Consider the following 23,851-nt stretch of genomic DNA (forward strand, 5'->3'; position numbering starts at 1 on the left):
CAGGACATACGATAAGCCGGGTATGTTACGGAACGCGTACCCGGCGGGAAAATGAGACGATGACCACAGCCGACGACACCCGCAGCCGCATCCTGGCCGCGGCCAGAGAGCTGTTCGCCGAGCGCGGCTACGCGGCCACGTCCCTGGCCGACATCGCCGCCGCCGTCGGCCTGACCAAGACCGCCGTCGCCTACCACTTCCACCCGAAGGACCGCCTGGCCGCCGAGCTGCTCTCGCCGGCGGCGGACGACATGCTCCAGCTCCTCGGCGCCGACCACGCGACCCGGGACGACTTCGTCGAGGCCCTGGTCTCGTTCGCGGTGCGCTACCGCTCGGTGATCCGCCTGTTCATGGAGGACCTGTCCGCCGACGACTCCGTCTCGCCGGGCTCGAAGCGGGATACGGTCAGGACGTTCAGGGACGAGATCCACGCCAAGCTCGTGGGCGACGATCCCGGCCCGGACGTCCGGCTCAAGAGCTGGGCGCTGCTCGGCGCGCTGCTGTGGGGCGTGGTCAAGACCATGGACCTGCCCGAGGACCAGGTGCGCGCCGTGCTCCTGGAGTCCTGCCGCGCCTTCTAAAGACCGAGGATCTCCCGCTCTACGTGGTCGAGCGCGAGGCGTACCGCGCCCAGGGCCACCCCTTCGTCCCCGAAGGTGGACGCGACCACCTCGGGCGCGCTCACGCACAGCTCGGCCAGGTGCCGACGGAGCGGTTCTAGCAGCACGTCGCCGGCGCGCGAGTAGCCGCCGCCGAGCACCAGCAGGTCGGGATCGATGGCCAGGACGAGCGCCGAGGCGCCGATCGCGAGATTCTCCGCGTAGCGGTCCACCCGGCGCACGGCGTCCCGCTCGCCCCGCAGCGCCGCCTCGAACACCTCCGCCGCCGAGGCGTCCTTGACCAGCTCGCGGGCGGCGTCCTCCCACCCGACCTGGCGCAGCGTGCCGATCTCGCCCGCCGCCCCGCTGCGCCCGGGATGCAGGCGGCCGCCGATCAGGATGCCGGCGCCCGCCCGGTGGCCGATCAGCACATACACGACGTCGGAGGCATGCTGCGCGCTGCCGCGCCAGTGCTCGGCCAGCGCCGCGAGGTTGGCGTCGTTGGCGGCCAGCGCGGTGCCGCCGAACCAGCGCCCGGCCAGCCCCGCCAGGTCCACCCCGGTCCAGCCGGGCAACGTGATCGACAGTGACACCCGGCCGGTGCGGTCCACGATGCCCGAAGTCCCCGCCGCCACCGCCCACACGTGCTTGCGTGCCACGCCCGCGCTGTCCACGCACGTCAGCGCCGTGCGCCGGGCCACCTCCAGCCGCTCGTGCGCGGCGGCGTCACCGGAGACGCCGGCCCGCTGCCAGGCGATCACCTCGCCACTGAGATCGGCCAGCGCCGCGACGATGCCGTCGCCGCCGACCTCCACGCCCACCACGTAGCCGGCGTCCGCCCGGAACCCGAACCGCCGCGCGGGCCGCCCCATCACGCCCTCGTCGGGCGGCACCTCCTTGACGAAGCCGCGCTCGCTCAGCTCGTCGAGCACCGCCTCCACCGTCTGCCTGGACAGCCCGGTGACGCGGCCGAGCTGCGTCAGCGTGGCCACGCCCTCGCGCCGCAGGGCCCTGAGCGTGACCTGGGTGTTCACCTTGCGCAGCAGCGACGCGTCACCCGGCCGGAGCTCGGTCAACTTATGAGACCCTTTCTCATAACTGCCTCATAGCTGTCCATTGACGTCTATCAGCCAGGATCCTAGCATCGACCGACATACGTGAATTGGTTACATAAGTGGAGGCGCAATGGTGACTCTCGCCGTGGTCGGCGCGGGCTCTCGGGGGACCGGCTACGCCCGCCACGCCGTCGGCACCGGCCGGGCGCGCGTGGTCGCCGTGGCCGATCCGCTGGACAGCCGACGCGAACGGTTCCCCAAGGCAACGCACTACGCGGACTGGCGCGAGCTGGCCGCGCTGCCCCGCCAGGCGGACGCGGTGATCATCGCCACCCAGGACCGCGACCACGTCGAGCCCGCGGTCCGCTTCGCCGAGCTCGGCTACGACATCCTGCTGGAGAAGCCGATGGCGGTCTCCGAGGACGACTGCCGGGCGATCGTGGTGGCCGCCGAGCGGTCCGGCGCGGTCTTCGCGGTCTGCCACGTGCTGCGCTACACGCCGTACACGCGGGCGTTGAAGGCGCTGCTCGACGCCGGCCGGATCGGCGAGATCGTCAGCATCCAGCACCTGGAGCCGGTCGGGTGGTGGCACCAGGCGCACTCGTACGTGCGGGGCAGCTGGCGGCGTACGGACGAATCCACGTTCATGCTGCTCGCCAAGTCCTGCCACGACCTCGACTGGCTGGTCCACCTGACCGGCAAGCAGGTCACCCGCGTCTCCTCGTTCGGCGGGCTCCAGCACTTCCGCCCCGAGAACCGGCCCGCCGGCGCGGCCGACCGCTGCCTGGACTGCGTGGTCGAGCCCAGCTGCCCGTACTCCGCCAAGCGCATCTACCTGCCGCTGACCGGGCGCGCGGTGTGGCCGCTGTCGGTGCTCACCGACGACGTCACCGAGGAGGGAGTGCTGGCGGCGCTCAGGACCGGCCCGTACGGCAGGTGCGTGTACGCCTGCGACAACGATGTGGTCGACCACCAGGTGGTGAACATGGAGTTCGAGGGCGGCGCGACCGCGTCGTTCACCATGACGGCCTTCACCCCGTCGCTGCACCGGCAGACGCGGATCTTCGGCACCCGAGGGTGGATCGAGGGCGACGGCGACCGCCTGAACGTCTTCGACTTCGTCACCGGCCGGTCCGAGATCGTCGAGACCCGCCCCACAGGGGACGCGACGGCCAGGGGCGGCCATGGGGGCGGTGACGAGGCACTGGTGGAGGCGTTCCTGACCGCGGTCGCCACGAGAGACCGCGCGCCGATTCTCTCCTCGCCGGCCGAGAGCCTGCACAGCCACCTCATCGCCTGGGCCGCCGAGAGGTCGCGGCTGCACGGCGAAACCGTATCCCTGGAAGGAACCCCCCGATGAAGGCACGCCCGATCACGCTGCGCGGCAGGGCCGTCACTGGCCGGAGATGGCGCCGGTCGGGCCTTCCGACGGCTCCGTGGGGTCGGGGCCCGACTGGCCCTGGAGCCCGACGACGATCAGCACCGAGGTTCCCGGCGCCGCGCAGGTGCCTGGCGGGACGCTCTGGCTGAGGATCATCCCCACACGTGACTCGTCCTCCACGACCTGGCCTTGGAACCGCGCCCGGAACCCGGCCGCCGCCAGCGCGCCCTGCCCTTCCTCTCGGCTCTTGCCCACGACGGACGGTACGGCGGCGCCTCTGCGAGCCACCGTGAGCGCGACCGGGGTGCCGCCTGCCACCCGCTTTCCGGCCTGGGGTTGCGTGCTGAGCACCTGCCCGTTCGGCTGGTCGGAGCAGGCACGGGTGACGGTGCCGACGGCGAGGCCGGCACCGGTCAGGGCGGACTCGGCGGCCCTGCGCTGAAGGCCGGCGACGGAGGGCACGGCCAGCCCCGCCGACACCTGGAGCGTGACAGTGCTGCCCTTGGGCACGGCCGAGCCGGAGGCGGGTTTACTGCTCAGCACCTGGCCGATCTTCTGTGGCGAGTCGACCTGGGTCACCGTCCCGGCCACCAGTCCCGCCTGTTTGATGGCTTTGATCGCCTTGGCACGATCCAGGCCGGCCAGCTCAGGGACGGGGACCGTCACCGGCGGCGCCACTGAGGAGTCGACAGGCGGCTTGCGGGCCTCCTGCGTTTCCTTGGGTTTGGCGGGGGACGACTTCTCGGCGGAGGGCGTGGACGGCGCGGGCTCCGATTGCGCGGGCGGGGCCGGCCTTGCCACCTGTGCGGCGGGCTCGTTCTTGTTCAGGTTGGGGACGACCAGGGCGAACAGCACGGCGGCGGTCACCAGCAGGGCAGCGCAGACGGCGACGGCGGCCCCGGGCCACCTCCTCCCGTCATGGCCCTCCGTGTCAACGGTCCGCACGCCGTCGTCGCCCGCCCCGGACGCGGGGCCGGGCTCGGATGCCGTCGCCGGGTCCGAGGACTGAGCGCCCGTGGCCCGGCCCGGCAACAAGTAGCCTCCCGGCAGCCCGGTGGCCTCCGGATCGGCGACGGGAGTCCGGGGCTCGGGGACCAGGGGCGGGGTGAGCCGCAGGATGTGCGGCGGCGGCGTGCCGAGCACCTCGGCCGGCAACTCCTCCGACTCCCCCAGCAGCTCGAACAGCAACTCCCTGCTGGTCGGCCGATTCCTGGCGTCCTTGTCCAGGCAGGACTCCACCAGCCGCCGCAGCCGCCCCTCCAGCAGCCCCAGCTCCGGCGGCGCGGTCAGGATGCGGTGCAGCACCGGCGCCACCGAGTCCTGCCCGAACGGCGCCGTCGCGTTGGCCGCGAAGCACATCGTCGCACCCCACGAGAACACATCCGCCTGGCCCGTGACGGCCGACGCCGTGATCTGCTCCGGCGCCATGTAGGCAGGCGTCCCCACGCCCCTACCGCTCACCGTGGCCGCCGCGTCCAGCGCCCTGGCCAGGCCGAAGTCGATCACCCGCGGCCCGTCCGGCCCGAGCAACACGTTCTGGGGCTTGAAGTCCCGATGGACGATGCCGGCGCGGTGGATGGCCGTGATCGCGGTCGCGGTGCTGACCGCCAGCCGTTCCAGCGCCCCGCCGCGCCGCGGCCCGGTCAGCGCGACCTCCCTGGCCAGCGACGGCCCGTCGACGTACTCGCTCACGATGTACGGCCGGCCCTCGTCGAACCCGGCGTCGATCACCTGGGCCGTGCAGAACCTCGCCACATGCTTGGCCAGCTCGACTTCCCGTAAGAACGCCGCCCGCTCGTCGCCCACCGGTCCGTGCAGCAGCTTGACCGCGTACGTCTCCCCGCCCCGCGAACCGAGGAACACCGCGCCTTGACCACCCTCGCCCAGACGCCCGGAAAGCGCGTACTCTCCGAGTCGCTGCGGGTCCCCCGTTCTGAGCGGCTGTGCCGTTGGCACGGGGCGCCTCCCCTCGCCGCCACCCCACTTCTGCTCTCTACTGAAAGCAACGGATTGCCACCAGTCAACGGTGCTCAGGGCAATCGCGGCCTGACCGTGATACAGCGGGTCAAGAGGTACGGGTGACCGTGCCCGAATACGTCACTTCGTCCTTACCTTGGCGTGTCACCTTGATGGCCATCTGGTCGGCGTACGACGTCGGGAACATGCGCAACGTGCCCGGATAACATTCCTCGCCCACGACCTGATCGAGCGCGAAGACCATCCCGGTCCCCGTCCGCCCCAGCCGCCCGGAGCAGTGCAGGTCGGCCCCCCATCGCATGGCCCCGCCGTCGTCGCCCAGGCGCAGCTCGACGGGGAAGACCCGCTGGGCGGTGAAGTGCTCGGCCGAGCCCGTCCACGTGCCCTCCAGCCCGGGGCCCTGCGCGGCGCGCAGCCAGAACACGAAGCCGGCCACCCCCATGGCCAGCCCTGCCGCCGCCACCCCCAACTGCCAGGCGCGGGGCCGCCGACGGGGGCGCTCCGGCTGCGGCGAGGTGCGGGCGACCGCGGGGAAGCTGGTGGTCGGATCGGGGTCCGTGACCGATCCCCCTGTGGTGGTGACCCCCGCGCCCAGCCCGCCCGTCACCGAGCCAACGGCCGCGGACAGCCCGGTGCCGGAGGCTGTGGACACGTGTCCGGTGCCTGAGGCCGCGGACGCCGGTCCGGTGCCTGAGGCCGCGGGCGCCGGTCCGGTGCCGGAGGCTGCGGGCGCCGGTCCGGAACCGGAAGCCTCGGGCGCGGGGCCGGAGGCCGGGAGCGTAGGGGTGGAGCGCGGGAGGGCGGCCATCGCGCCCGACGACAGCACGTCCTCGCCTGCCGCGTCCTGCCCCAGCAACCACCGCAGCACTTCCTCGGCGTCCGGCCGGTCCCCCGGCTCGGGCGCCAGGCACGCCTCCACGATCTCGCGCAGCCGCCCGCTCAGCGGCCCCAGGTGCGGCTTCCCGTACAGGATCCTGGCCAGGACCTCCTGATAGGTGTCCGCCATGTACGAGTGCCGCCCGGTCGCGGTGTACGCGACGGTCAGCCCCCACGCCCACAGGTCGGCGGCCGGCCCGGCGGACTCGCCCTTGATGCGCTCGGGCGGCAGGTACGCCGGCGTCCCGACGGGGATCTGACTGGTGGTCGCGGTAGTGGTGGTGACCAGCCGGGACACCCCGAAATCGATCACCCGCGGCCCGTCGAGCCCGAGCAGCACGTTGCCCGGCTTGAAGTCCCGGTGCACGACGCCGGCCCGGTGGATGGCGCCGAGCGCGGTGGCGGTGCCGATGGCCAGGCGTTCCAGGGATCCGCCCTGCCGCGGCCCCTTGGCGAGCACGTGTTGCTGGAGCGACGGCCCCTCGACGTACTCGCTGACCAGATAGGGCCGGTCTCCTTCGAGGTCGGCGTCGAGCAGCTGGGCCGTGCAGAACGCGGCCACCCGCCGCACCGCCTCCACCTCTCCCAGGAATCGGCGGCGCATGTCGGGGTCACCGGACAGGCTGGCGTGCAGCAGCTTGATCGCGACCTGCGCCCCCTGCGGCGAATGGCCGAGGTAGACGACGCCCTGGCCGCCCTGACCGAGCCTGCGCGACAACCGGTACGCCCCAAGCTGACGTGGGTCATCGGTTCGTAGCTCGGACATATTTCGGCATTATGCCGTCCCTTAGATCAGTTGCGCGTAATCATCCAGGAGAGGCAGCAGGGTGTCGGCCGGCCCGCTGGGCAATGTGGCCACCGCCTCCTGGATGCCGAGCCCGGCGAAGTAGTCGAGTTTCTCCCTGGTCGGCCGCGTGCCGAACGGGATCACCTCGGCCATCGGCCGCTCCGCCTTCTCGCACGCCTCGCGCAACGCCGGCAGCGCGGCCTTGATGCCGGCGCCGCCGATCGGCATCCAGCCGTCGGCGTACTCGGCGACGTGGGCGAACAGCTTCGGCCCCGCGGCGCCGCCCACGTAGACCGGCGGGCCGCTGATCGGCTTCGGCCAGCACCAGGACGGCTCGAAGCCGTCGAAGGAGGCCACCTCGTCGCGCCAGAGTGCCCGCATCGCCAGCACGTTGCGCCTGGCCACCTCGCGGCGGCGGGCGTACGGGACGCCGTGGTTCTCGATCTCCTCCACGTTCCAGCCGAAGCCGACGCCGACCGCGACCCGCCCGCCCGACAGGTGGTCCAGCGTGGCGATGGCCTTGGCGGTCACGATGGGATCGCGCTGGGCGGCCAGCAGGATGCCGGTTCCGACGCGCAGCCGGCGGGTCGCGGCGGCGGCGAACGAGAGTGCGACCAGGGGGTCGAGCGTGCGCTTGTACTCCTCGGGCAGCTCGTCCTGCCCGGCGGCGGGCGGCGTGCGGCGCGAGACCGGGATATGGGTGTGCTCGGGCAGCCAGAGGGAGTCGAAACCGCGTTCCTCGGCCGCCCTGGCGAGCTCGTCGATCGGCATGGCCAGATCCGTGGCGAACATCGTGACGCCCAGTCTCATGCGCCCTCCTCGTAGTTAACCAAGCGATTGCTCGGCTAAGATTTCCAGAGTAGCTTGCAGAGGAACCGTCCGCGGAAAGAGGTCCCCGGTGAAGTTTTCCATCTTCCTGAATCCGCAGATTCCAGGCTCTGGATATGCAGCCGAGGAGAACGCCAAGGCCAAGCGCCCCATCGGGCGGGACACGGAGTCGTACCAGAGGCTGCTGCACGAGGTCCGGGAGATCGCCGTCCACGCCGACCAGGTCGGGTTCGACGCGCTGATGATGACCGAGCACCACTTCCACTCCGAGGGCATGGAGTTCTCGGTCAATCCACTGATGTTCCTCACCGACCTCGCCGCGCGTACAGAGCGGATCCTGCTCGCGCCGCTCGGCCTGGTGCTGCCCGCGTGGGACCCGATCAGGGCGGCCGAGGACGTCGCGCTGCTCGACCAGTTCAGCAAGGGACGGCTGCGGCTGGGCGTGGCACGTGGTTACCAGAACCGCTGGATGAACGTCCTGGGCCAGCGCTGGCACGCCGCCGCCGCCCGTTCGGACGGCTCGGCATCCGACACGCGTAACTTCGACGTCTTCGGCGAGGTGCTGAAGATCATGAAGCTGGCGTGGACCGAGGAGAGCCTCCGTTACAAGTCCGACGTGCTCGACTATCAGGTGCCCTACCCGTACGAGGGCATCGAGGGCTGGCCCGCCCAGGAGTGGACCCGGACCTTCGGCGCGCCCGCCGAGCTCGACGACGAGGGCAAGGTGGTGGCCGTCTCGGTCTGCCCGCGGCCCTACCAGAACCCGCACCCCGAGCTGTGGCAGCCCTTCACGATCTCCGACCGGTCGGTCATCAGGGCCGCGCAGGAGAACATCCTGCCGTGGATGTTCACCCCCAACCCGGACGACCATGCCGCCAAGGCCAAGCTCTACCAGGAGGAGTCCGCCAAGCAGGGCCGCCACTACAAGCTGGGCGAGCACACCGGCATCCTGAAGATCGTCGGGATCGCGGACACCACCGAGCAGGCGATCAACACCTTCGGCCGCAGCATCCCCAAGGACTTCGCCGCCTTCTTCGGCCCCTTCGGATATCTGGAGGTGCTGCGGAAGAAGGAGGACGAGAAGCACAAGCCGATCTCCCCGGAGAAGGGCGACGCCAAGCGCATGAACGACGTCGAGATGGCGCTGTTCGGCACGCCCGACGACGTCAAGCGCGGCATCCAGCGCATGCTCGACCGGATGCCGGACCTGGAGTGGTTCGGGCTCTACATGCAGGGGCAGCAGGGCGTGCTGCCGCTCGACACGGTCAAGCGCAACCTTGAGCTGTTCGCCACCAAGGTCGCCCCGGAGTTCCGATGAAGATCTGGCTGGGGGCCTCGTTCGTCGACGCCGGCCAGTTCGTGGAGCTGGCCCGGGCGGCCGAGCGGTGCGGGTTCGACACGCTGACGCTGTCGGACCACCTCTTCTACGCCGACTTCGCCACACCGTACCCCTATTCGCGGTCGGGACGGCCGCGCTGGGACGCCACGACGCACTGGCCGGACGTGTGGGTGACGATCGGGGCGATGGCGGCGGTCACCACGTCCCTGCGTTTCTCGCCGAACGTCTACATCGCCCCCGCCCGCGACCTGCTCACCGTGGCGAAGCAGGTGTCCACGGCGGCGGTGTTGTCCCGCGACCGGGTGACGTTCGGCGTGGGCGTGGGGTGGTGCAAGGAGGAGTTCGTCGCCACGGGACAGGACTTCCACACGCGGGGGCGGCGGCTGGACGCCATGCTCCCCGTGCTGCGCTCGCTCTGGGCGGGCGAGACGGTCAGCCTGGACGGCCTCCCACCCCTGTCGATCTCACCGACCCCCGCCCAGCGCATCCCGGTGTACGTGGGCGGCGACAGCGAGGCGGCCCTGCGGCGGGCGGCCCGCGCGGGCGACGGCTGGATCGGCAACCGCATCTACACCGAGGAGCAGCTCGACCCCGTGCTCGACACGCTGCGGCGGCACCTCGACGAGAACGGCAGGACGGGGCCGTTCGACATCATCGCGCCGCTCGCTGTGCTCCCGGATGCGGAAACCTACCGTCATTTCGCCGCCAAGGGCGTGACCGGCACGCTGGCCGCCCCATGGTGGCTGGCCAGCCCGGAGGAGAAGGCGCGGTACGGCGAGGGCACACTCGAGCTCAAGATCGCCACTATGGAACGCTTCGCCGAGGAGGTCATCGCCAAGCTCTGACGCTGCGGAGTCAGGCCGGCGGGAGGCCGAGCTCGGCCATGAGCGTGTCAACCAGGTCGAGAGGCGGCTCCGCCACCACCCCGACGCGGGCCAGCGCCGCGAGCCCCAGGTAGCCGCCGTACCCGGCCAGCACCCGCCGGCGGGCCTCCGCCGGTGGCTGCCCGGCCTCCTCCAACGTGGCCTGCATGTACGCCAGCCGCCGCTCGCTCACCCGCCGCACCACCGCCCCCACCACTGGATCGTCGGCCTCGCTGATCAGCCGGAACGAGATGGCCGCGTCCCGCCCGCTCCCCAGGGCGCCTTCGAGCAGCATCCGCATGCGCGCCACCGGATCTCGCACCGCCTCCAGCCCGGCGATGATCTCCTCGGTCTCGGCCTCCCAGCGCCACAGCGCCGCCTCCACCAGCGCATGCCGGTTGGCGAAGTGCCAGTAGAAGCTGCCTTTCGACACGCCCAGCCGCACGGCCACCGGCTCGACGGCGACGGCGGCGAGCCCGCCTTCCGCCAGCGCGTCCAGCGCGGCCCGCGCCCAGTCATCCGCGTTCAACCGGCCCACCCGTCCAGCCTGCCATACGGCACCGTATAGTCAGCACCATACGCATCCGTATGGAAGAGGTGGCCCATGTCCCAGCTCGCCGACCGGCTCATCCCCCGCCCCGACGCCGCCGAACGCCACTCCATCGTGATCAATGCCCCGCGCGAGCGCGTCTGGGACGCCCTCACCCACCTGCGACCGTCGGACGTCCGCCTCGCCAAGCCGCTCTTCGCCGCCCGCGCGCTGGTCTCGCGGTCACGCGGCGGCCGGCCCCATCCCGGCATGTCCGCCTTCACGCTCCTGGCCGAGGACCCGGGCCGCGAGCTGGTCTTGGGCACGGTCGGCCAGTGGTGGCGCCTGGGCCGCGCCGAGGACACGCCGTCCATCACGACCGCCGGTGACTTCGACGCCTTCGACCGCCCGGGCTACGCGAAGGGGACGTTCAGCTTCGTGCTGGAGGAGGCGGGCTCGGGGCGAGTGCGGCTGGTGACCGAGACCCGCGTCCTGGCCACGAGCCCGGCCGCACGACGGGCGTTCCTGCGGTATTGGGCGGTGATCCGTCTCGGCAGCGGCCTGGTCCGCCACATCATCCTGTCCGCCGTCCGCGCCCGCGCCACCCAAGCGCCCTAGGCGTCCGGCCCAGCGGCGAGATTCTTCATGATGCGCCGCAGCATGTCCGTCACCTGCGCGACCTCCTCGGGCGAGAACCCCGCGAAGACCTGGTGGCTGATCTTCCCGAAGACCGGCGGCAGCCGAGGCACCAGCGCGTGCCCGTCGTCCGTCAGCTCGATGACGATCGAACGCCGGTCCTCCGGATGCCGCTTGCGCCGCAGCAGCCCCTTGGCCTCCAAGCGGTCGAGCAACCTGGTCATCCCGGCGGTGTCCGTACCGAGCTGACTGCTGAGCGAAGTGCTCGCCGGGGCAGTGACAGGCGGGCAGCGGATCGGCGATGCGAAGGCCGGTTACGAGCGCCGCATGCTCGACTATGCCTTCGCCGCGGTCGAGGCCTCACGTGAGCACCCCTTCGCCCAATCCCGGCCCCCGCGGCCCACCCCCTGAGGTGGGCGATAACCTCGTGTCGTGCTGGATAAGATCGCAGCCACCCGATATGTGACCCCGCTGCGGGAGGGCGGGTCGCTGCCCGGCGTCGTCGAGGCCGACGACCTGGGCACCTACGTCGTGAAGTTCCGTGAGGCGGGTCAGGGCCGCAGGGTGCTGGTCGCCGAGATCATCGCCGGCGAGCTGGCCCGCCGGCTCGGGCTCAAGACCCCCGAGCTCAAGCTCATCGACCTCGACCCGCAACTCGGCATCCGGGAGCCGGACGAGGAGGTCCAGGACCTGCTCAAGGCCAGCACCGGGCTCAACCTGGCGGTGGATTTCCTGCCGGGCGCGCTGGGGTTCGATCCGCTGGCGTGGACGGCGGACCCCGTGTTCGCGGCGCGGGTGGTGTGGTTCGACGGCCTCATTCACAACATCGACCGGAGCTGGCGCAACCCCAACCTGCTGGTCTGGCACCGCGAGACCTGGCTGATCGACCACGGCGCGTCGCTCTGGTTCCATCACAACTGGCCCACGGCCGATCCGCAGCGCCCGTTCGACGCCGGTGACCATGTGCTCGCCCCGTTCGCCGGCGACGTGGCGGCCGCGGGCGACGACCTGGCGGGGAAGATCACGCGCGAGCTGCTGAAGACCGTGACGGCTCTGGTGCCGGACGAATGGCTCGACGACGAGCCGGGATTCGACGACCCGCAGGCGGTGCGGGAGGCGTACGTCGATCATCTGGTGCGGCGGGCGCACGGGCCGCGCGAGTGGCTGGTGCGCGGCGAGGGGCAGGCCACGCGGCAGTCCGGGCCGGGGTCCGTCGGCGAGTTCTGGCGGGGAGGCGCCCGGTGACCAGGGACGTGTACGAGTACGCGGTCATCCGCGTGATCCCCAAGGTGGAGCGGGGCGAGCAGATCAACGCGGGCGTGCTGCTCTACTGCCAGCCGCGCGGCTACCTGTGCGCACGGGTGGAGCTGGATCCGGCCCGGTTGCGCGCGCTCGACCCGACGGCCGACGTGGACGCGGTACGCCGGGCGCTCGGCGCGTACGAACGGGCCTGCGGCGAGGAGGCCGGACCGCTGGAGTCGGAGTCGCTGGGGGGCAGGTTCCGCTGGCTGACGGCGCCTCGCAGCACGATCGTGCAGGCGGGTCCGGTGCACGCGGGCCTCACCGCGGATCCGGACACGGAGCTGGCCCGGCTGTTCGACAAGCTCGTACGTCTCTAAAAGAGCACGGACATGAACGTGTCCACCTCGACGAAGCCGACCTTGCGGTAGACGGCTCGCGCCGAGTGGTTGTAGTCGTTGACGTAGAGGGTCACCACCGGGGCGAAGCACTGCAAGGCGGCCTCGACCACGGCGGCCATGCCCGCCACCGCGTGCCCCCTGCCGCGCAGCTCCGGGTCCACCCACACGCCCTGGATCTGGCAGGCCTGCGGCGTGACCGCCCCCACTTCCGCCTTGAAGACGACCTTGCCGTTGTCGATGCGCGCGTAGGACCGGCCGATCCTGATCAGCTCGGCGACCCTGGTGCGGTAGAGCGCGCCGCCGTCGCCGAGGTTGGGCGAGACGCCGACTTCCTCGGTGAACATGGCCACGCAGGCCGGCAGCAGGACGTCGAACTCCTCCGGCCGCACCCGCCGGACGAGCGGGTCGGCGGGCACCGGCGGTTTGCGCGAGGTGGCCATGACCGGCTGCGCCCAGCGGATCGCCCTGGCCCGGCCCCAGTAGGGCTCGAGCCGCTCCCACAGCAGGGAGACCGCATCCACCGGACCCACGATGGACGAGCAGCGCCGCCCCTGTTTCCGGGCACGGTCGGCGAACGCGTGCACCGCCTCGGGACCGGCGCTGACCGGCACCATGTTGGCCCCCGCGTAGCAGAGTGACACGAGGCCACCGCGCGGCCCGAATCCCCACATCTGCCCGCCGAGCCGCGCCGGATTGAGTCCGACGGCGCGCACTCTGGAGGAGACGAAGACGTTGGCGACCGGATCGGTGTCCAAAAGGGCGAGAACCTCGTCCCGGTCGCTGTCGTCAAGCACACGCGACGCCGATGTACGCAGCATCACACGGTCAGACTACGCGAAGGGTTACCGATTAGCTCATCACGCGCTCCTCACGGTAACCCTTTCTTGACGTCATCGTGCTCCAAGCAACCCCGTGAGCACCCCCAGGAGCTCGTGGTGCTGCGCCGGCGCCTGCGCCGCCATGCGGGCGGCCGCCGCCGCATGGGGCTGGGGCAGCGGGTCGCAGACCGCGTCACGCGGCGGCACGGACCCGTCCCGCAGGTACGCCGCCAGATGCCGGTCCACGCACTGGTTCCCCGCCAGCGACGCCCCATGGTTGCCGCCCTTGTCGACCACCATGCGCGCGCTGGGGAAGAGCCGGCGCATCCGCAGAGCCCCCGTGTACGGCGTCGCGGCGTCGCCACGGGTCTGGAGCATGAGAATGGGCGGCAGCTGCGGCGAGCCCTGCACCTGGACCGGCTTCCCCCCGGGGACCGGCCAGAAGGCGCAGGGGGCGTTGAACCAGGCGTTCGGCCAGGTCATGAACGGCGCCTGGCGATGCATCGCGGTCATGTCGGTCCGCCACGTCTCCCATTGGCGCGGCCAGGTGGCATCACGGCACTGGACGCCGAGGTAGACGGCGTAGCCGTTCTCCTTGGTGGAGTCGTTCTTGCCGTGCTTGGTGTAGATGTCGACCAGGCCCTTCACGTCGCCCTGGCGCACGTAGGACGACCACGCCTGGGCGAAGCGAGGCCACACCCGGTCGCTGTACCCGGCGACGGTGAAGGTGTCGTCGAGCTCACTCGGGCCCACGACCCCGCCCGCCGGACGCTCCCGCAGCCGCGTGCGCATCGCGTAGTAGGCGAACGACGTCTGCGTGGGCGTGGCGCCCAGCTTGTAGGTGGAGTGGTGCTTGGCCGTCCAGGCGAGGAACTGCCGGTGCCGGCGTTCGAAGGCCTCGTTCTGGGCCAGGTTCGATTTGTACCAGACGCCGGTCGGGTCCACGATGCTGTCCATGACCAGGCGCTTGACCCGGTGCGGGAAGAGCGTGGCGTAGACGGCGCCCAGGTAGGTGCCGTACGAGTAGCCCAAGTAGCTGATCTTCTCCTCGCCCAGGGCGGAGCGGATCATGTCCATGTCCCTGGCCGAGTTCTCCGTGGTCAGGTGCGGCAGCAGCCAGGACCAGAAGTGACCGCAGCGGGTGGCGTAGTCGGAGGCTCTGCCCAGCAGCGCACGCTCCTCGCTCAGCGTGCGCGGGACCGCGTCCGGTCTCGGGGCCTTGTAGTAGGCCTCCGGGTCCACACAGTGCAGCGCCGGCTCGCTGCCGCCGACGCCGCGCGGATCGAACCCCACGATGTCGTAACGCTCGCTCACGTTGGCCGGCAGCGTCGCGGCGACGTACGCGGTCATGCTCCGCCCCGATGCCCCGGGACCGCCCGGGTTGATCAACAGCGTGCCGAGGTGGTTGGCGTCACGCGACACCTTGGCCTTGATCCTGTTGATCGCCACCTTGATCGACTGCCCCATGGGCTCGCCGTAGTCGAGCGGCACCCGGACCGTGGCGCACTCGATGCTCGCGTTCACCGGCTTCCCCGCCACCGCCGGACAGGCCCCCCAGGCCACCGGCGCCTGTCTGGCGGCGATGGCCGGCGCCCCGCCGCCGGAGATCGCGACCCCTGCGATGAGCACCGCCATACCGGCGACGACCCTAACTACCCGCTTCACCCGGCCCCCTCACACGTCATAGGCCTTGCGATGCTCTCTGAGCGACCGGGCCGTGACGCTGGGTATGGGGAAATGCTTGCCAATCTGTAATCGGCTCGTGGCAAAGAGTAGCGCTACGACCACAGCGCCGACGCGGGCCGCAGGGTCGGGCTCATCCCGACCTGATCAGCTGACCGTGACCACGGGGCCGGAGTCGTCGTCGAGGTCGACCTCGACGCCCATCTCTTCGGCCAGCCGCAGCGCTTCCTCAATCAGGGTCTCCACGATCTGCGACTCCGGCACGGTCTTGATGACCTCGCCCTTGACGAAGATCTGCCCCTTGCCGTTGCCCGAAGCCACCCCGAGGTCCGCCTCGCGGGCCTCACCGGGGCCGTTGACCACGCAGCCCATCACGGCCACCCGGAGCGGGACCTTCATGCCCTCCAGGCCGGCCTGGACCTGCTCGGCCAGCGTGTAGACGTCCACCTGGGCGCGGCCGCACGACGGGCAGGAGACGATCTCCAGGCCGCGCTCGCGCAGTCCGAGCGACTCCAGGATCTGGGCGCCGACCTTGACCTCCTCGACCGGGGGCGCGGACAGCGAGACGCGGATCGTGTCGCCGATGCCCTCGGCCAGCAACGCGCCGAAGGCCACGGCGGACTTGATCGTGCCCTGGAAGGCCGGCCCCGCCTCGGTGACGCCCAGGTGCAGCGGGTAGTCGCACTTGGCGGCCAGCAGGCGGTAGGCGTTGATCATGACGACGGGGTCGTTGTGCTTGACCGAGATCTTGATGTCGCGGAAGCCGTGCTCCTCGAACAGCGAGCACTCCCACAGCGCCGACTCCACCAGCGCCTCGGGCGTGGCCTTGCCGTACTTCTGGAGCAGGCGGGGGTCAAGAGAGCCGGCGTTGACGCCGATCCGGATGGGGACGCCGTGGTCGGCGGCAGCGCGGGCGATCTCGCCCACCTTGTCGTCGAATTTCTTGATATTTCCGGGGTTGACCCGGACAGCCGCGCAGCCCGCTTCGATGGCGGCGAAGACGTACTTCGGCTGGAAATGGATGTCGGCGATGACGGGGATCTGGGACTTCTTCGCGATGATCGGCAGCGCGTCCGCGTCGTCCTGGGACGGCACGGCCACGCGGACGATCTGGCAGCCCGACGCCGTCAGCTCCGCGATCTGCTGCAACGTGGAGTTGACGTCGGCGGTCACCGTCGTCGTCATCGACTGCACCGAGACGGGCGCGTCGCCGCCCACGGGCACGGTGCCGACCATGATCTGGCGGGAGTGGCGGCGTTCGGCGAGCGGCTTGGGGCGGACGGTCGGGATGCCGAGAGCTACGGAAGACATATGAACCCTTACTGTGACGACGGTTTCAAGTTTATGTAGCTAGCGGGACTGCCCGGCTGTGAGTTCGGCCGCACGGGCACGGGCCCACGAGTCGGCGGCCAGCACCTCGTCCACCGAGTCCGCCGGGGTCACGGAATGCTCCTCGACGACCTTGGCCACGGTGTCGACGATCGCCGGGAACGGCAACTCGCCACGCGTGAACGCCTCCACACACGCCTCGTTGGCCGCGTTGTAGACGGCGGGCGCGGTGCCGCCCTCGGTGCCGACGTGCCTGGCCAGCGCCACCGCCGGGAAGGCCACGTCGTCCAGCGGCTCGAACGTCCACGTGTGCGCCTTGCTCCAGTCGATGGCCAGGGCCGCGCCGGGCACGCGGTGCGGGTGTCCGAGCGCGAGCGCGATCGGCAGGCGCATGTCGGGCGGGCTGGCCTGCGCCATGGTCGAGCCGTCCACGTATTCGACCATGGAGTGGATGATCGACTGCGGGTGCACCACCACCTCGATCCGGTCGAAGTCCAGGTCGAACAGCAGATGCGCCTCGATCACCTCCAGCCCTTTGTTGACCAGCGTCGCGGAGTTGATGGTGATCACCGGCCCCATGGACCAGGTGGGGTGGGCCAGCGCCATCTCGGGGGTGACGTCGGCCATCTCCTCGCGTCTCATCCCCCGGAACGGCCCGCCGCTGGCGGTCACCACGAGCCGGCGGACGCTGTCCGGGTCGTACGCGCCGGGCCCCGAGGCCCACAGGCACTGCTGCAGCGCCGAGTGCTCGGAGTCGACCGGCAGCAGCTGACCGGGCTTGGCCAGCCGCTTCACCAGCGGCCCACCGATGATCAGGGACTCCTTGTTGGCCAGGGCGAGCGTCCTGCCCGCTTCGAGTGCGACGAGTGTGGAGGTCAGCCCGAGCGCGCCGGTGATGCCGTTGAGCACGGTGTCGCACGGCCACGCCGCCACCTGCGCGACCCCGTCGTGGCCGCCGAACACCTCGGGCTGGGCGCCGTGCGCGGCCAGCGCCTCCTTCAGCGCGGGCACGGCCGCCTCGTCCGCCACCGCCACCGCCTCGACGCCGAACTCGGCGGCCTGCCTGGCCAGCAGCTCGACCCGGCCACCCCCGGCCGCCAGCGCCGCGACCTTGAAGCCGCCGGGGTTGGCGGCCATGACGTCGAGGGCCTGGGTGCCGATCGAACCGGTGGAGCCGAGCAGGACGACGGAGCGGAGGGTGTGTGCATGCACGCGTCCATTGTCCCCGCTGCGGGGGGCGGCCGAGCACCGGGTGGCGGACGTACCGAAATTCCCTTACGTATGTGACGCGAGATAACGGAGTCGATTTACGCCGGAATATCGCTATATCGGTATGCGCGAATCTTGAGAAATCTGGATATTGAGGCCGCTACCTTCCAACCCCAAGTCCGGTTTCGGGAGGTACGTAATGCACCGCAGAGTCGCCCTGCTTTCCACCCTCGTCCTCGCCACGGGAAGCGCCGTTTTGCTCCCCGCGACAGCGGCCCAGGCCAACGTCCATCTGCGGCCCAAGCCCGCCCAGCACGCGGCCGCGGACTCGGCGTCCGAGCAGCGGCAGGTCCTCGGGTACTGGACCGAGCAGAAAATGGAGTCGGCCGAGCCGCTGGCCGCCCCGGGTCCCAAGAAGGGCATGAAGCTCGCCACGGCGGCCGAGGGCGCCCCGTGGTCGGCGGCGCCCACCAACGCGTCCGGAGGTGGCCAGGTGTTGCAGGCGGCCAGGAGCGGCGGTGAGCCGTGGACCGGTGGCGGCGCGGTGGTGAAGACCACCGGGCGGATCTTCTTCACCACGCAGGGCCGCAACGCCTCGTGCTCGGGGTCGGCGGTGACCAGCGCCAACAAGAGCGTGGTCATCACCGCGGGCCACTGCGTGAAGCTGAACGGCGCCTTCCACACGAACTGGGTGTTCGTGCCGGGCTACGACAAGGGCAGCCGCCCCTTCGGCACCTGGGCCGCCACGAAGTTGCTGACCACGCAGCAATGGAACGCCAGGGAGGACATCAACTTCGACCTGGCCGCCGCCGTGGTGGCGCCGCTCGACGGCAAGACGCTGGTCGACGTCGTGGGCGGCCAGGGGGTGGCGTTCAACCAGCAAAGACGGCAGCAGATGTACGCCTTCGGCTACCCGGCCGCGGCCCCGTACGACGGTTCGAAGCTCGTCTACTGCAGCGGCCGCACCTTCGACGACTTCCTGATGTCCGACGATCTCGGGCTGACCTGTAACATGACCGGCGGTTCGAGCGGCGGTCCATGGATGCAGAGTTTCAACGAGTCCACCGGGCTCGGCACCGTCAATTCGGTCAACAGCTTCAAATACAACTTCGCCACCAACTGGATGTTCGGCCCCTATTTCGGGAATGAGGCCCAGGCGGTCTACCAAGCGGCGCAAACTACTGGCGCACTCTGATCGATTCACCGAAAGTAGTCACAAGAACACACGTTGTGGTGCACACTCGGGGGGCATGACCCTGAGCACCCCCCTGCTGGTGGCCGCCCCGCTCCTGGCGGGGCTGATGGGACCCGCGCTCCTCGGCGCGGCTCCCGCCCCACGGCAGGACGACGGCCTTGTGACCACGCCCGTCCCCACCCTTGAGCGCACCCGGGTAGTCGAGCACGTCGCCGCCCGCACCGCCGCCGAACAGCAGCGCGTGCTCGCCTACTGGACGCCGCAGCGCATGGCCCAAGCGCTGCCGATCGACCTGCTCGGCCTCGTGACGGACGGCCGGCGCCTGCTGCGCGGGCTGCCCGGCGGGGCGGCCCTGACCAGGACCACGCGGCACCTGATCGGCGCCCCGGCCTTCCCGCGGGCGGTCGCCTCCAAGCTGCCCATGCCGAGCCATCAACTGGGCCATCAAGTGGACCGTCAGCTGAGCCGTCAACCGGCGGCCAGGCCGGAGGCGAACACGATCGGCGCACGCTGGATCACCGGCGGCGCCGTGACCAGGACCACGGGGCGGGTGTTCATGACGGTGGGCGGCGCCGACTTCGTCTGCTCGGCCAGCACGGTCACGAGCGCCAACAGGGACGTCGTGGTCACCGCCGGCCACTGCGTCAAGGACGGCGTCGGCCAGTGGGCCGCGAACTGGACGTTCGTTCCCGGCTACGGGGCCGGTGGCGAGCACCCGTACGGCCGCTACGCCGCCCGCCGCATGTTCGTCGCCGAGCGGTGGTCGCGCGCGGCGGACGACAACTACGACGTCGCCATGGTGGCACTGGCCACGTCCGGCGGCACGCACGTGGCCGACGCGGTGGGCACGCAGGAGATCGCGTTCAACGCGCCGCGCGGCGGCCAGGCGTTCGGCTTCGGCTACCCCGCCGACCCTCCGTACAACGGCGGCCAGCTGGTCTACTGCGCCGGCCGCCTGCGGGACGACCCGCATGGCCAGACCCGCGACCAGGGCCTCGGCTGCGACATGACGGCGGGCTCGAGCGGCGGGCCCTGGATGACCGGATTCGACGCCGACACCGGCAAGGGCACGATCACGTCGCTGAGCAGCTTCAAGTACAGCGACGACCCGCGCACCATGTACGGGCCTTACCTGGGCGAGGCCGCCAAGACCCTCTTCGACACGGCACAACGCGCATAACCCGCCCTGGCCGAGGAGGTCACAGCGTCAGGCCGGTCAGGACCATGACCTTCTCGTACGTCAGGTCCTCCATGGCCGAGTGCAGGCCCTCGCGGCCGATGCCCGAGTCCTTCACCCCGCCGTACGGCATCTGGTCGGCCCGGTACGACGGCACGTCGCCGATGATGACGCCGCCCACCTCCAGTTCCCGGTTCGCCTGGAACGCGGCGTCCAGAGACCGGGTGAACACCCCGGCCTGCAGGCCGTACTTGGAGTCGTTGACCATCGCGTACGCCTCGTTGACCGAGGCGGCGGGCTGGAGGATCATGACCGGGCCGAAGACCTCCTCGCAGACCACCTTCGCGTCGTCCGGCACGTCGGTCAGGACCGTCGGCGCGATCACGGCGCCTTCCCGGGTGCCGCCCGCCAGGACCTTGGCCCCGGCCGCGACGGCCTCCTGGACCCACTGCTCGACCCGCTCCGCGGCGTGCTCCGAGACCAGCGGGCCCACCTGGGTCTTCTCGTCCGCGGGATCGCCGGTGACGAGGCCGGTCACGGCGGGGATGAGGCGGTCGACGAAGGCGTCGTAGACCGGCTGTTCGACGATCACGCGCTGCACGGCGATGCAGCTCTGGCCCGCCTGGTAGTTGGAGTAAAGAGCGATGCGCTGGGCGGCCCAGTCCAGGTCGGCGTCGGCCAGGACGACGGCGGCCGCGTTGCCGCCCAGTTCCAAGGTCACGTGCTTGCGCGGGATCTGATCGGCGATGGCGTAGCCGACGGGCGCGGAGCCGGTGAACGACACCACGGGGAGGCGGGGATCCTGGACCAGCGCGGAGGCACGCTCGTTCTCGATGGGCAGCACCGAGAACATCCCGGGGGGCAGGTCGGTCTCGGCCAGGATCTCGCCGAGCAGCAGCGCCGACAGCGGCGTGGCGGGGGCGGGCTTGATGACAACCGGCGCGCCGACGGCGATGGCCGGGGCGACCTTGTGAGCGACCAGGTTCAGCGGGAAGTTGAACGGGGTGATTGCCAGCACGGGCCCGTACGGCACACGCGACACGTACGCCAGGCGGCCGGTCGCGGCCGGCTCGGTGTCGAGCCGCTGCACGCCGCCCGACCAGCGGCGAGCCTCCTCGGCGGCGAAGCGGAACGTGGCGACCGCACGGCTGGTCTCGCCGCGCGCCCACAAGATCGGTTTGCCGTTCTCGGCCGTGATGAGCTGGGCGATCTCCTCGGCCCGCTCCGCGATCCTGCGGGAGACGTGGGCCAGGGCCTCGGCGCGTACGTGGACGGGCAGGGCGGCGGCCTGCCGCGCCACCGCGTGGGCGGCCGCGACGGCCTCCTCCACCTGGGCGTCAGTTGGCACGGAATGCCTGCCGACCACCCGGCCGTCGTGGGAGTTGGTCACAGTGAGCTCGGTGTCCCCGGTCGCGGGGCGGCCGGCCAGCCAGAAGGTACGCACGTCCATACCTCGACGTTATGCCAAGCCTAGGATCGGGGAATTACACCACGATGCACAAGAGCCTCATGAGCGCTCACCGTTAAGTACAAGCTCCTGGGTATACCCATGATGTAACAGAAGTAGACCTAATTCGGGATGTTTACCATGCGGAGTGGTTTGAGGGATCTCCGGCATGGCTAAGTCATCGGGTGCGGGTCTCCAGCGCGGTGGGCCCCCGACTGAGAAAGGCGTGGGCCCCGTGACCGAACAGCGTGAGGTCACAAGGACACAAAGGTCCTTGGGCACAGGGGGGGTCTCATGACCTCGGCGCCTTTGGGGCTGCAGGGCGCTTACCTTCTGGGTGAGCGCGCCAGCCACGACGAACTTCGTTCCCGCCTCCTCGACGTGGCGGTGAACCTTCTCGAGACCGACGGTCCCGACAGTCTGACCATGCGCAGGATCGCCGCCGAGGCGGGCTGTACGACGACCGTCATCTACACCATGTTCGGCAATCGGGAGGGCTTGGCGGAAGCGCTCTATCTGGAGGGGTTCGAGCGCTTCCGCCGCCTCCTGGAAGCCGTGCCGCAGCGGCGGAACCCGCTGGAGCACCTCCACGCGCTCGGGCCGGCGTACCGGCAGGCCTGCCTGGCCGAGCCCGGCTACTACAGCCTGATGTTCGAGCGGGCCATCCCCGGCTTCGAGCCCAGCGAGCGTGCCAGGACCCTGGCACGGGCGGCGCTGAACATCCTCGATCGGGTGATCGCCGACTGCATCTCGGCGGGATACCTGGTGCCGACCCAGCCCCGCAAGATCGCCGACGCGCTGTGGGCGGCGGCGCACGGGGCGATCAGTTTGGAACGCGCCGGTCACCTGCGCGATGGGCGCACCTATGAGGCGGTCACCACGGCGACCATCTGCTGCTACCTGGTGCAGAAGCCGTAGCTTGGAGCGCCAGCCACAGCTCGGCGCGCACGCCCGGGTCGTCGAGGTCGCGTCCCAGCAGTTCCGCGACCCGTTTCATGCGGTAGCGCAGCGTGTGCCGATGCACGCCGAGGCGCTGGGCGGCCGCGTCCCAGTGGCCGTTGCAGTCCAGGTACGCGCGCAGCGACTCGACCAGATCGGCCCGGGAGCCGTACTCGGTGAGGGGGGCCAGGAGCGCGGCCGAGAACGCCTGGGCGGCCGATGGGTCGAGCAGCCCGAGCAGACCCTGACCGGCCAGTTCGCCGAAGCGCACCGCCGTCGCCGGGCGGCTTCTGGCCGCATCCAAGGCGCGTCTGGCCTGGTCGAGGGCGCCTCGCAGGGACGCGGGGTCGTAGCCTGAGCGCAGGCTGATGCCCACCGGCCCATCCACCTCCAGCGCCACCAGGTCCGCCGCGGCCTCGGGCACGAGGGCGACGGCCATCGGCCCGGTGGCGACACCGGCGCCCACGGCGTCGTCGAGGATCGCCGTGAAGGCATGCGTTTCCAGCGTGTCGAGCGCGCCGGCGTCGGTCGCGAGCACCAGCAGCGGCGCCTCGGGCAGCCGGCCGCCGAGCGGCGTCAGCACGGCGTGCGCCTGGTCGGCCGCGCCGGCCAGCAGCAGCGCGAGCACCGCCGAGCGGGTGCGCCGCTCGGCGGCCAGGTGGGTTCTGCCCTGCTCCACCGCGAGGGTGAGCAGGGATCCCGCGGCGTTGATCACCGTGTGGGTGACGGGCGAGAACGGCTGCTCGGCCCCGACGGCGAAAAACCCGCGCGGCCGCACCCCACCGCCCAGCGGCTGCACCACAATGTGCTCCCCCGGCCCCGACAACGCCAGACTCGCCGGCACCCGGCCCTCTCCGGTGGGCCATCGCACCTCGGCCGGCGGGCGGCCCGTGCGGAGGCGGGTCAGCTCGGCGGTGACGGCGTGCGTGGGGGCGCCGCGGGTGGCGTGGCGCACCTCGCCGGTCTCGTCGAGCAGCGCCGCCCAGCCGCCGACCTCCTTGGCCAGCCGGTCGATGACCGCGTGCATGCCTTCCGGCCGGAGCGCCGCCCGCGTCAGACGGCCCTGGGCGGCGAAGGCGCGGGTGATCTCCTCGTACTGCTCGGCGGCCAGCAGCTCACTCACCGCCTTGCCGATCGCGATGAACGGCGTCTCGCGCGGCACTTCCAGCAGCGGCAGCCCGGCCTGGTCGGCGGCCTCGACAAGCGCGGGGGGCACCTCTTCGTGCGAGACTCCCACCCCAAAGCCGAGCCCGGCGACCCCGCGCGCCACAAGCCGGGCGACATATCCGGATACGTCGGCTTCCAGGCGCATCCCCGTCGTGAGCAGCAGCTCGTCGCCCTCCAGGTACGGCGTCGGGTCGGCGAGCTCGCTGACCGCCACCCAGCGCACCACCGCCGTCAACGACGTGGGACCGGCCAGAAGCCGCAGGCCCATGCGACGGACCACGGTCTGGAGCGTAGGCGGCATTACGGGTTTGTCCATTCCGGCAAAGACAACACCTCTAGTGTGACATATCGACGTATCGGCGCAGGTAGGTGGCCGC

The 23,851-nt window shown here is 71.0% G+C and carries 22 protein-coding genes; 10 read left to right on the forward strand and 12 right to left on the reverse strand.

What is annotated here, in order from left to right; genetic code table 11:
* Window positions 1–59: 59 nt before the first annotated feature.
* On the forward strand, window positions 60–581 hold the full coding sequence (locus OHA25_RS54435; protein WP_305925156.1) for a TetR/AcrR family transcriptional regulator: 522 nt from the start codon (window positions 60–62) through the stop codon (window positions 579–581).
* On the opposite strand, the gene OHA25_RS54440 is transcribed toward OHA25_RS54435, so the two are convergent.
* Window positions 578–1,675, reverse strand: a complete 1,098-nt coding sequence (locus tag OHA25_RS54440) for an ROK family transcriptional regulator (RefSeq protein WP_327584688.1) — start codon at window positions 1,673–1,675, stop codon at window positions 578–580. The two genes, OHA25_RS54435 and OHA25_RS54440, sit on opposite strands and share 4 nt — an antisense overlap.
* Window positions 1,676–1,784: 109 nt before the next feature.
* Here OHA25_RS54440 and OHA25_RS54445 point away from each other — a divergent pair, with 109 nt between their 5' ends.
* Window positions 1,785–3,014: a Gfo/Idh/MocA family protein gene (locus tag OHA25_RS54445; protein ID WP_327584689.1), complete on the forward strand. Its 1,230-nt coding sequence runs from the start codon at window positions 1,785–1,787 to the stop codon at window positions 3,012–3,014.
* Between the two features lie 33 nt (window positions 3,015–3,047).
* On the opposite strand, the gene OHA25_RS54450 is transcribed toward OHA25_RS54445, so the two are convergent.
* From OHA25_RS54450 to OHA25_RS54460, 3 genes are all read right to left on the reverse strand, one after another.
* Entirely contained in the window at window positions 3,048–4,991 is a 1,944-nt protein-coding gene (locus OHA25_RS54450; RefSeq protein ID WP_327584690.1) for a protein kinase domain-containing protein, read from the reverse strand.
* Between the two features lie 109 nt (window positions 4,992–5,100).
* Window positions 5,101–6,654 carry a serine/threonine protein kinase gene (locus OHA25_RS54455; protein WP_327584691.1) on the reverse strand — a complete coding sequence of 518 codons (1,554 nt, stop codon included), beginning with the start codon at window positions 6,652–6,654 and terminating at the stop codon, window positions 5,101–5,103.
* Window positions 6,655–6,675: 21 nt separating this feature from the next.
* Window positions 6,676–7,485 carry an LLM class F420-dependent oxidoreductase gene (locus OHA25_RS54460; RefSeq protein WP_327584692.1) on the reverse strand — a complete coding sequence of 270 codons (810 nt, stop codon included), beginning with the start codon at window positions 7,483–7,485 and terminating at the stop codon, window positions 6,676–6,678.
* 88 nt (window positions 7,486–7,573) lie between these two features.
* On the opposite strand from OHA25_RS54460, the gene OHA25_RS54465 reads away from it, so the two are divergent.
* Window positions 7,574–8,821, forward strand: a complete 1,248-nt coding sequence (locus OHA25_RS54465) for an LLM class flavin-dependent oxidoreductase (RefSeq protein WP_327584693.1) — start codon at window positions 7,574–7,576, stop codon at window positions 8,819–8,821.
* Entirely contained in the window at window positions 8,818–9,687 is an 870-nt protein-coding gene (locus OHA25_RS54470) for a TIGR03619 family F420-dependent LLM class oxidoreductase (protein WP_327584694.1), read from the forward strand. Before OHA25_RS54465 ends, OHA25_RS54470 begins: the two co-directional genes overlap by 4 nt.
* Window positions 9,688–9,697: 10 nt before the next feature.
* Here the strand turns inward: OHA25_RS54470 and OHA25_RS54475 are convergent, their stop codons facing one another.
* Window positions 9,698–10,243 (reverse strand): TetR/AcrR family transcriptional regulator, encoded by a 546-nt coding sequence (locus OHA25_RS54475; RefSeq protein WP_305925148.1) that lies wholly within the window; start codon window positions 10,241–10,243, stop codon window positions 9,698–9,700.
* 66 nt (window positions 10,244–10,309) lie between these two features.
* Here OHA25_RS54475 and OHA25_RS54480 point away from each other — a divergent pair, with 66 nt between their 5' ends.
* Window positions 10,310–10,852 carry a hypothetical protein gene (locus tag OHA25_RS54480; protein WP_327584695.1) on the forward strand — a complete coding sequence of 181 codons (543 nt, stop codon included), beginning with the start codon at window positions 10,310–10,312 and terminating at the stop codon, window positions 10,850–10,852.
* Here the strand turns inward: OHA25_RS54480 and OHA25_RS54485 are convergent.
* Complete coding sequence (locus OHA25_RS54485) at window positions 10,849–11,166, reverse strand: MarR family winged helix-turn-helix transcriptional regulator (RefSeq protein WP_327591185.1); 318 nt, start codon at window positions 11,164–11,166, stop codon at window positions 10,849–10,851. The genes OHA25_RS54480 and OHA25_RS54485 overlap by 4 nt on opposite strands.
* A 136-nt stretch (window positions 11,167–11,302) precedes the next feature.
* On the opposite strand from OHA25_RS54485, the gene OHA25_RS54490 reads away from it, so the two are divergent.
* A complete protein-coding gene (locus OHA25_RS54490; protein ID WP_327584696.1) occupies window positions 11,303–12,115 on the forward strand; it encodes a HipA family kinase in 813 nt (270 codons plus the stop codon).
* Entirely contained in the window at window positions 12,112–12,489 is a 378-nt protein-coding gene (locus tag OHA25_RS54495; protein WP_327584697.1) for a DUF3037 domain-containing protein, read from the forward strand. Before OHA25_RS54490 ends, OHA25_RS54495 begins: the two co-directional genes overlap by 4 nt.
* On the opposite strand, the gene OHA25_RS54500 is transcribed toward OHA25_RS54495, so the two are convergent.
* The 4 genes from OHA25_RS54500 to dxr form a co-directional block, all read right to left on the reverse strand.
* A complete protein-coding gene (locus tag OHA25_RS54500; RefSeq protein WP_327591186.1) occupies window positions 12,486–13,328 on the reverse strand; it encodes a GNAT family N-acetyltransferase in 843 nt (280 codons plus the stop codon). The genes OHA25_RS54495 and OHA25_RS54500 overlap by 4 nt on opposite strands.
* Before the next feature lie 72 nt (window positions 13,329–13,400).
* Window positions 13,401–14,993 carry an alpha/beta hydrolase gene (locus OHA25_RS54505; protein WP_327584698.1) on the reverse strand — a complete coding sequence of 531 codons (1,593 nt, stop codon included), beginning with the start codon at window positions 14,991–14,993 and terminating at the stop codon, window positions 13,401–13,403.
* Between the two features lie 165 nt (window positions 14,994–15,158).
* Window positions 15,159–16,322, reverse strand: a complete 1,164-nt coding sequence (gene ispG, locus OHA25_RS54510) for a flavodoxin-dependent (E)-4-hydroxy-3-methylbut-2-enyl-diphosphate synthase (protein WP_327584699.1) — start codon at window positions 16,320–16,322, stop codon at window positions 15,159–15,161.
* Between the two features lie 39 nt (window positions 16,323–16,361).
* A complete protein-coding gene (gene dxr, locus OHA25_RS54515; protein ID WP_442942248.1) occupies window positions 16,362–17,477 on the reverse strand; it encodes a 1-deoxy-D-xylulose-5-phosphate reductoisomerase in 1,116 nt (371 codons plus the stop codon).
* 271 nt (window positions 17,478–17,748) lie between these two features.
* Between dxr and OHA25_RS54520 the strand changes: the two genes are divergently transcribed.
* Together OHA25_RS54520 and OHA25_RS54525 are read left to right on the forward strand one after the other, a co-directional pair.
* Window positions 17,749–18,744, forward strand: a complete 996-nt coding sequence (locus OHA25_RS54520) for a trypsin-like serine peptidase (protein WP_327584701.1) — start codon at window positions 17,749–17,751, stop codon at window positions 18,742–18,744.
* A 55-nt stretch (window positions 18,745–18,799) separates the two neighbouring features.
* Window positions 18,800–19,924 (forward strand): trypsin-like serine peptidase, encoded by a 1,125-nt coding sequence (locus OHA25_RS54525; RefSeq protein WP_327584702.1) that lies wholly within the window; start codon window positions 18,800–18,802, stop codon window positions 19,922–19,924.
* Window positions 19,925–19,943: 19 nt separating this feature from the next.
* Here the strand turns inward: OHA25_RS54525 and OHA25_RS54530 are convergent, their stop codons facing one another.
* A complete protein-coding gene (locus tag OHA25_RS54530; protein WP_327584703.1) occupies window positions 19,944–21,371 on the reverse strand; it encodes an aldehyde dehydrogenase family protein in 1,428 nt (475 codons plus the stop codon).
* Window positions 21,372–21,662: 291 nt separating this feature from the next.
* Here OHA25_RS54530 and OHA25_RS54535 point away from each other — a divergent pair, with 291 nt between their 5' ends.
* Complete coding sequence (locus OHA25_RS54535; RefSeq protein ID WP_327584704.1) at window positions 21,663–22,286, forward strand: TetR/AcrR family transcriptional regulator; 624 nt, start codon at window positions 21,663–21,665, stop codon at window positions 22,284–22,286.
* Here the strand turns inward: OHA25_RS54535 and OHA25_RS54540 are convergent.
* Window positions 22,243–23,754, reverse strand: coding sequence for a PucR family transcriptional regulator (locus OHA25_RS54540; RefSeq protein WP_327584705.1), 1,512 nt, complete (start codon window positions 23,752–23,754; stop codon window positions 22,243–22,245). The two genes, OHA25_RS54535 and OHA25_RS54540, sit on opposite strands and share 44 nt — an antisense overlap.
* Window positions 23,755–23,851 lie beyond the last annotated feature (97 nt).

The sequence above is a fragment of the Nonomuraea sp. NBC_00507 genome (genome assembly GCF_036013525.1).
In the GTDB taxonomy this organism is placed as follows: domain Bacteria; phylum Actinomycetota; class Actinomycetes; order Streptosporangiales; family Streptosporangiaceae; genus Nonomuraea.

What these genes read in the sequence shown, in the direction of transcription:
- OHA25_RS54460 (WP_327584692.1), bottom strand. Translation starts at nt 7,485, where the DNA reads ATGAGACTGGGCGTCACGATGTTCGCCACGGATCTGGCCATGCCGATC.
- OHA25_RS54525 (WP_327584702.1), top strand. Translation starts at nt 18,800, where the DNA reads ATGACCCTGAGCACCCCCCTGCTGGTGGCCGCCCCGCTCCTGGCGGGG.
- OHA25_RS54455 (WP_327584691.1), bottom strand. Translation starts at nt 6,654, where the DNA reads ATGTCCGAGCTACGAACCGATGACCCACGTCAGCTTGGGGCGTACCGG.
- OHA25_RS54535 (WP_327584704.1), top strand. Translation starts at nt 21,663, where the DNA reads ATGACCTCGGCGCCTTTGGGGCTGCAGGGCGCTTACCTTCTGGGTGAG.
- OHA25_RS54470 (WP_327584694.1), top strand. Translation starts at nt 8,818, where the DNA reads ATGAAGATCTGGCTGGGGGCCTCGTTCGTCGACGCCGGCCAGTTCGTG.
- OHA25_RS54480 (WP_327584695.1), top strand. Translation starts at nt 10,310, where the DNA reads ATGTCCCAGCTCGCCGACCGGCTCATCCCCCGCCCCGACGCCGCCGAA.
- dxr (WP_442942248.1), bottom strand. Translation starts at nt 17,477, where the DNA reads ATGGCCGCCAACCCCGGCGGCTTCAAGGTCGCGGCGCTGGCGGCCGGG.
- OHA25_RS54520 (WP_327584701.1), top strand. Translation starts at nt 17,749, where the DNA reads ATGCACCGCAGAGTCGCCCTGCTTTCCACCCTCGTCCTCGCCACGGGA.
- OHA25_RS54435 (WP_305925156.1), top strand. Translation starts at nt 60, where the DNA reads ATGACCACAGCCGACGACACCCGCAGCCGCATCCTGGCCGCGGCCAGA.
- OHA25_RS54500 (WP_327591186.1), bottom strand. Translation starts at nt 13,328, where the DNA reads ATGCTGCGTACATCGGCGTCGCGTGTGCTTGACGACAGCGACCGGGAC.
- OHA25_RS54445 (WP_327584689.1), top strand. Translation starts at nt 1,785, where the DNA reads ATGGTGACTCTCGCCGTGGTCGGCGCGGGCTCTCGGGGGACCGGCTAC.
- OHA25_RS54530 (WP_327584703.1), bottom strand. Translation starts at nt 21,371, where the DNA reads ATGGACGTGCGTACCTTCTGGCTGGCCGGCCGCCCCGCGACCGGGGAC.
- ispG (WP_327584699.1), bottom strand. Translation starts at nt 16,322, where the DNA reads ATGTCTTCCGTAGCTCTCGGCATCCCGACCGTCCGCCCCAAGCCGCTC.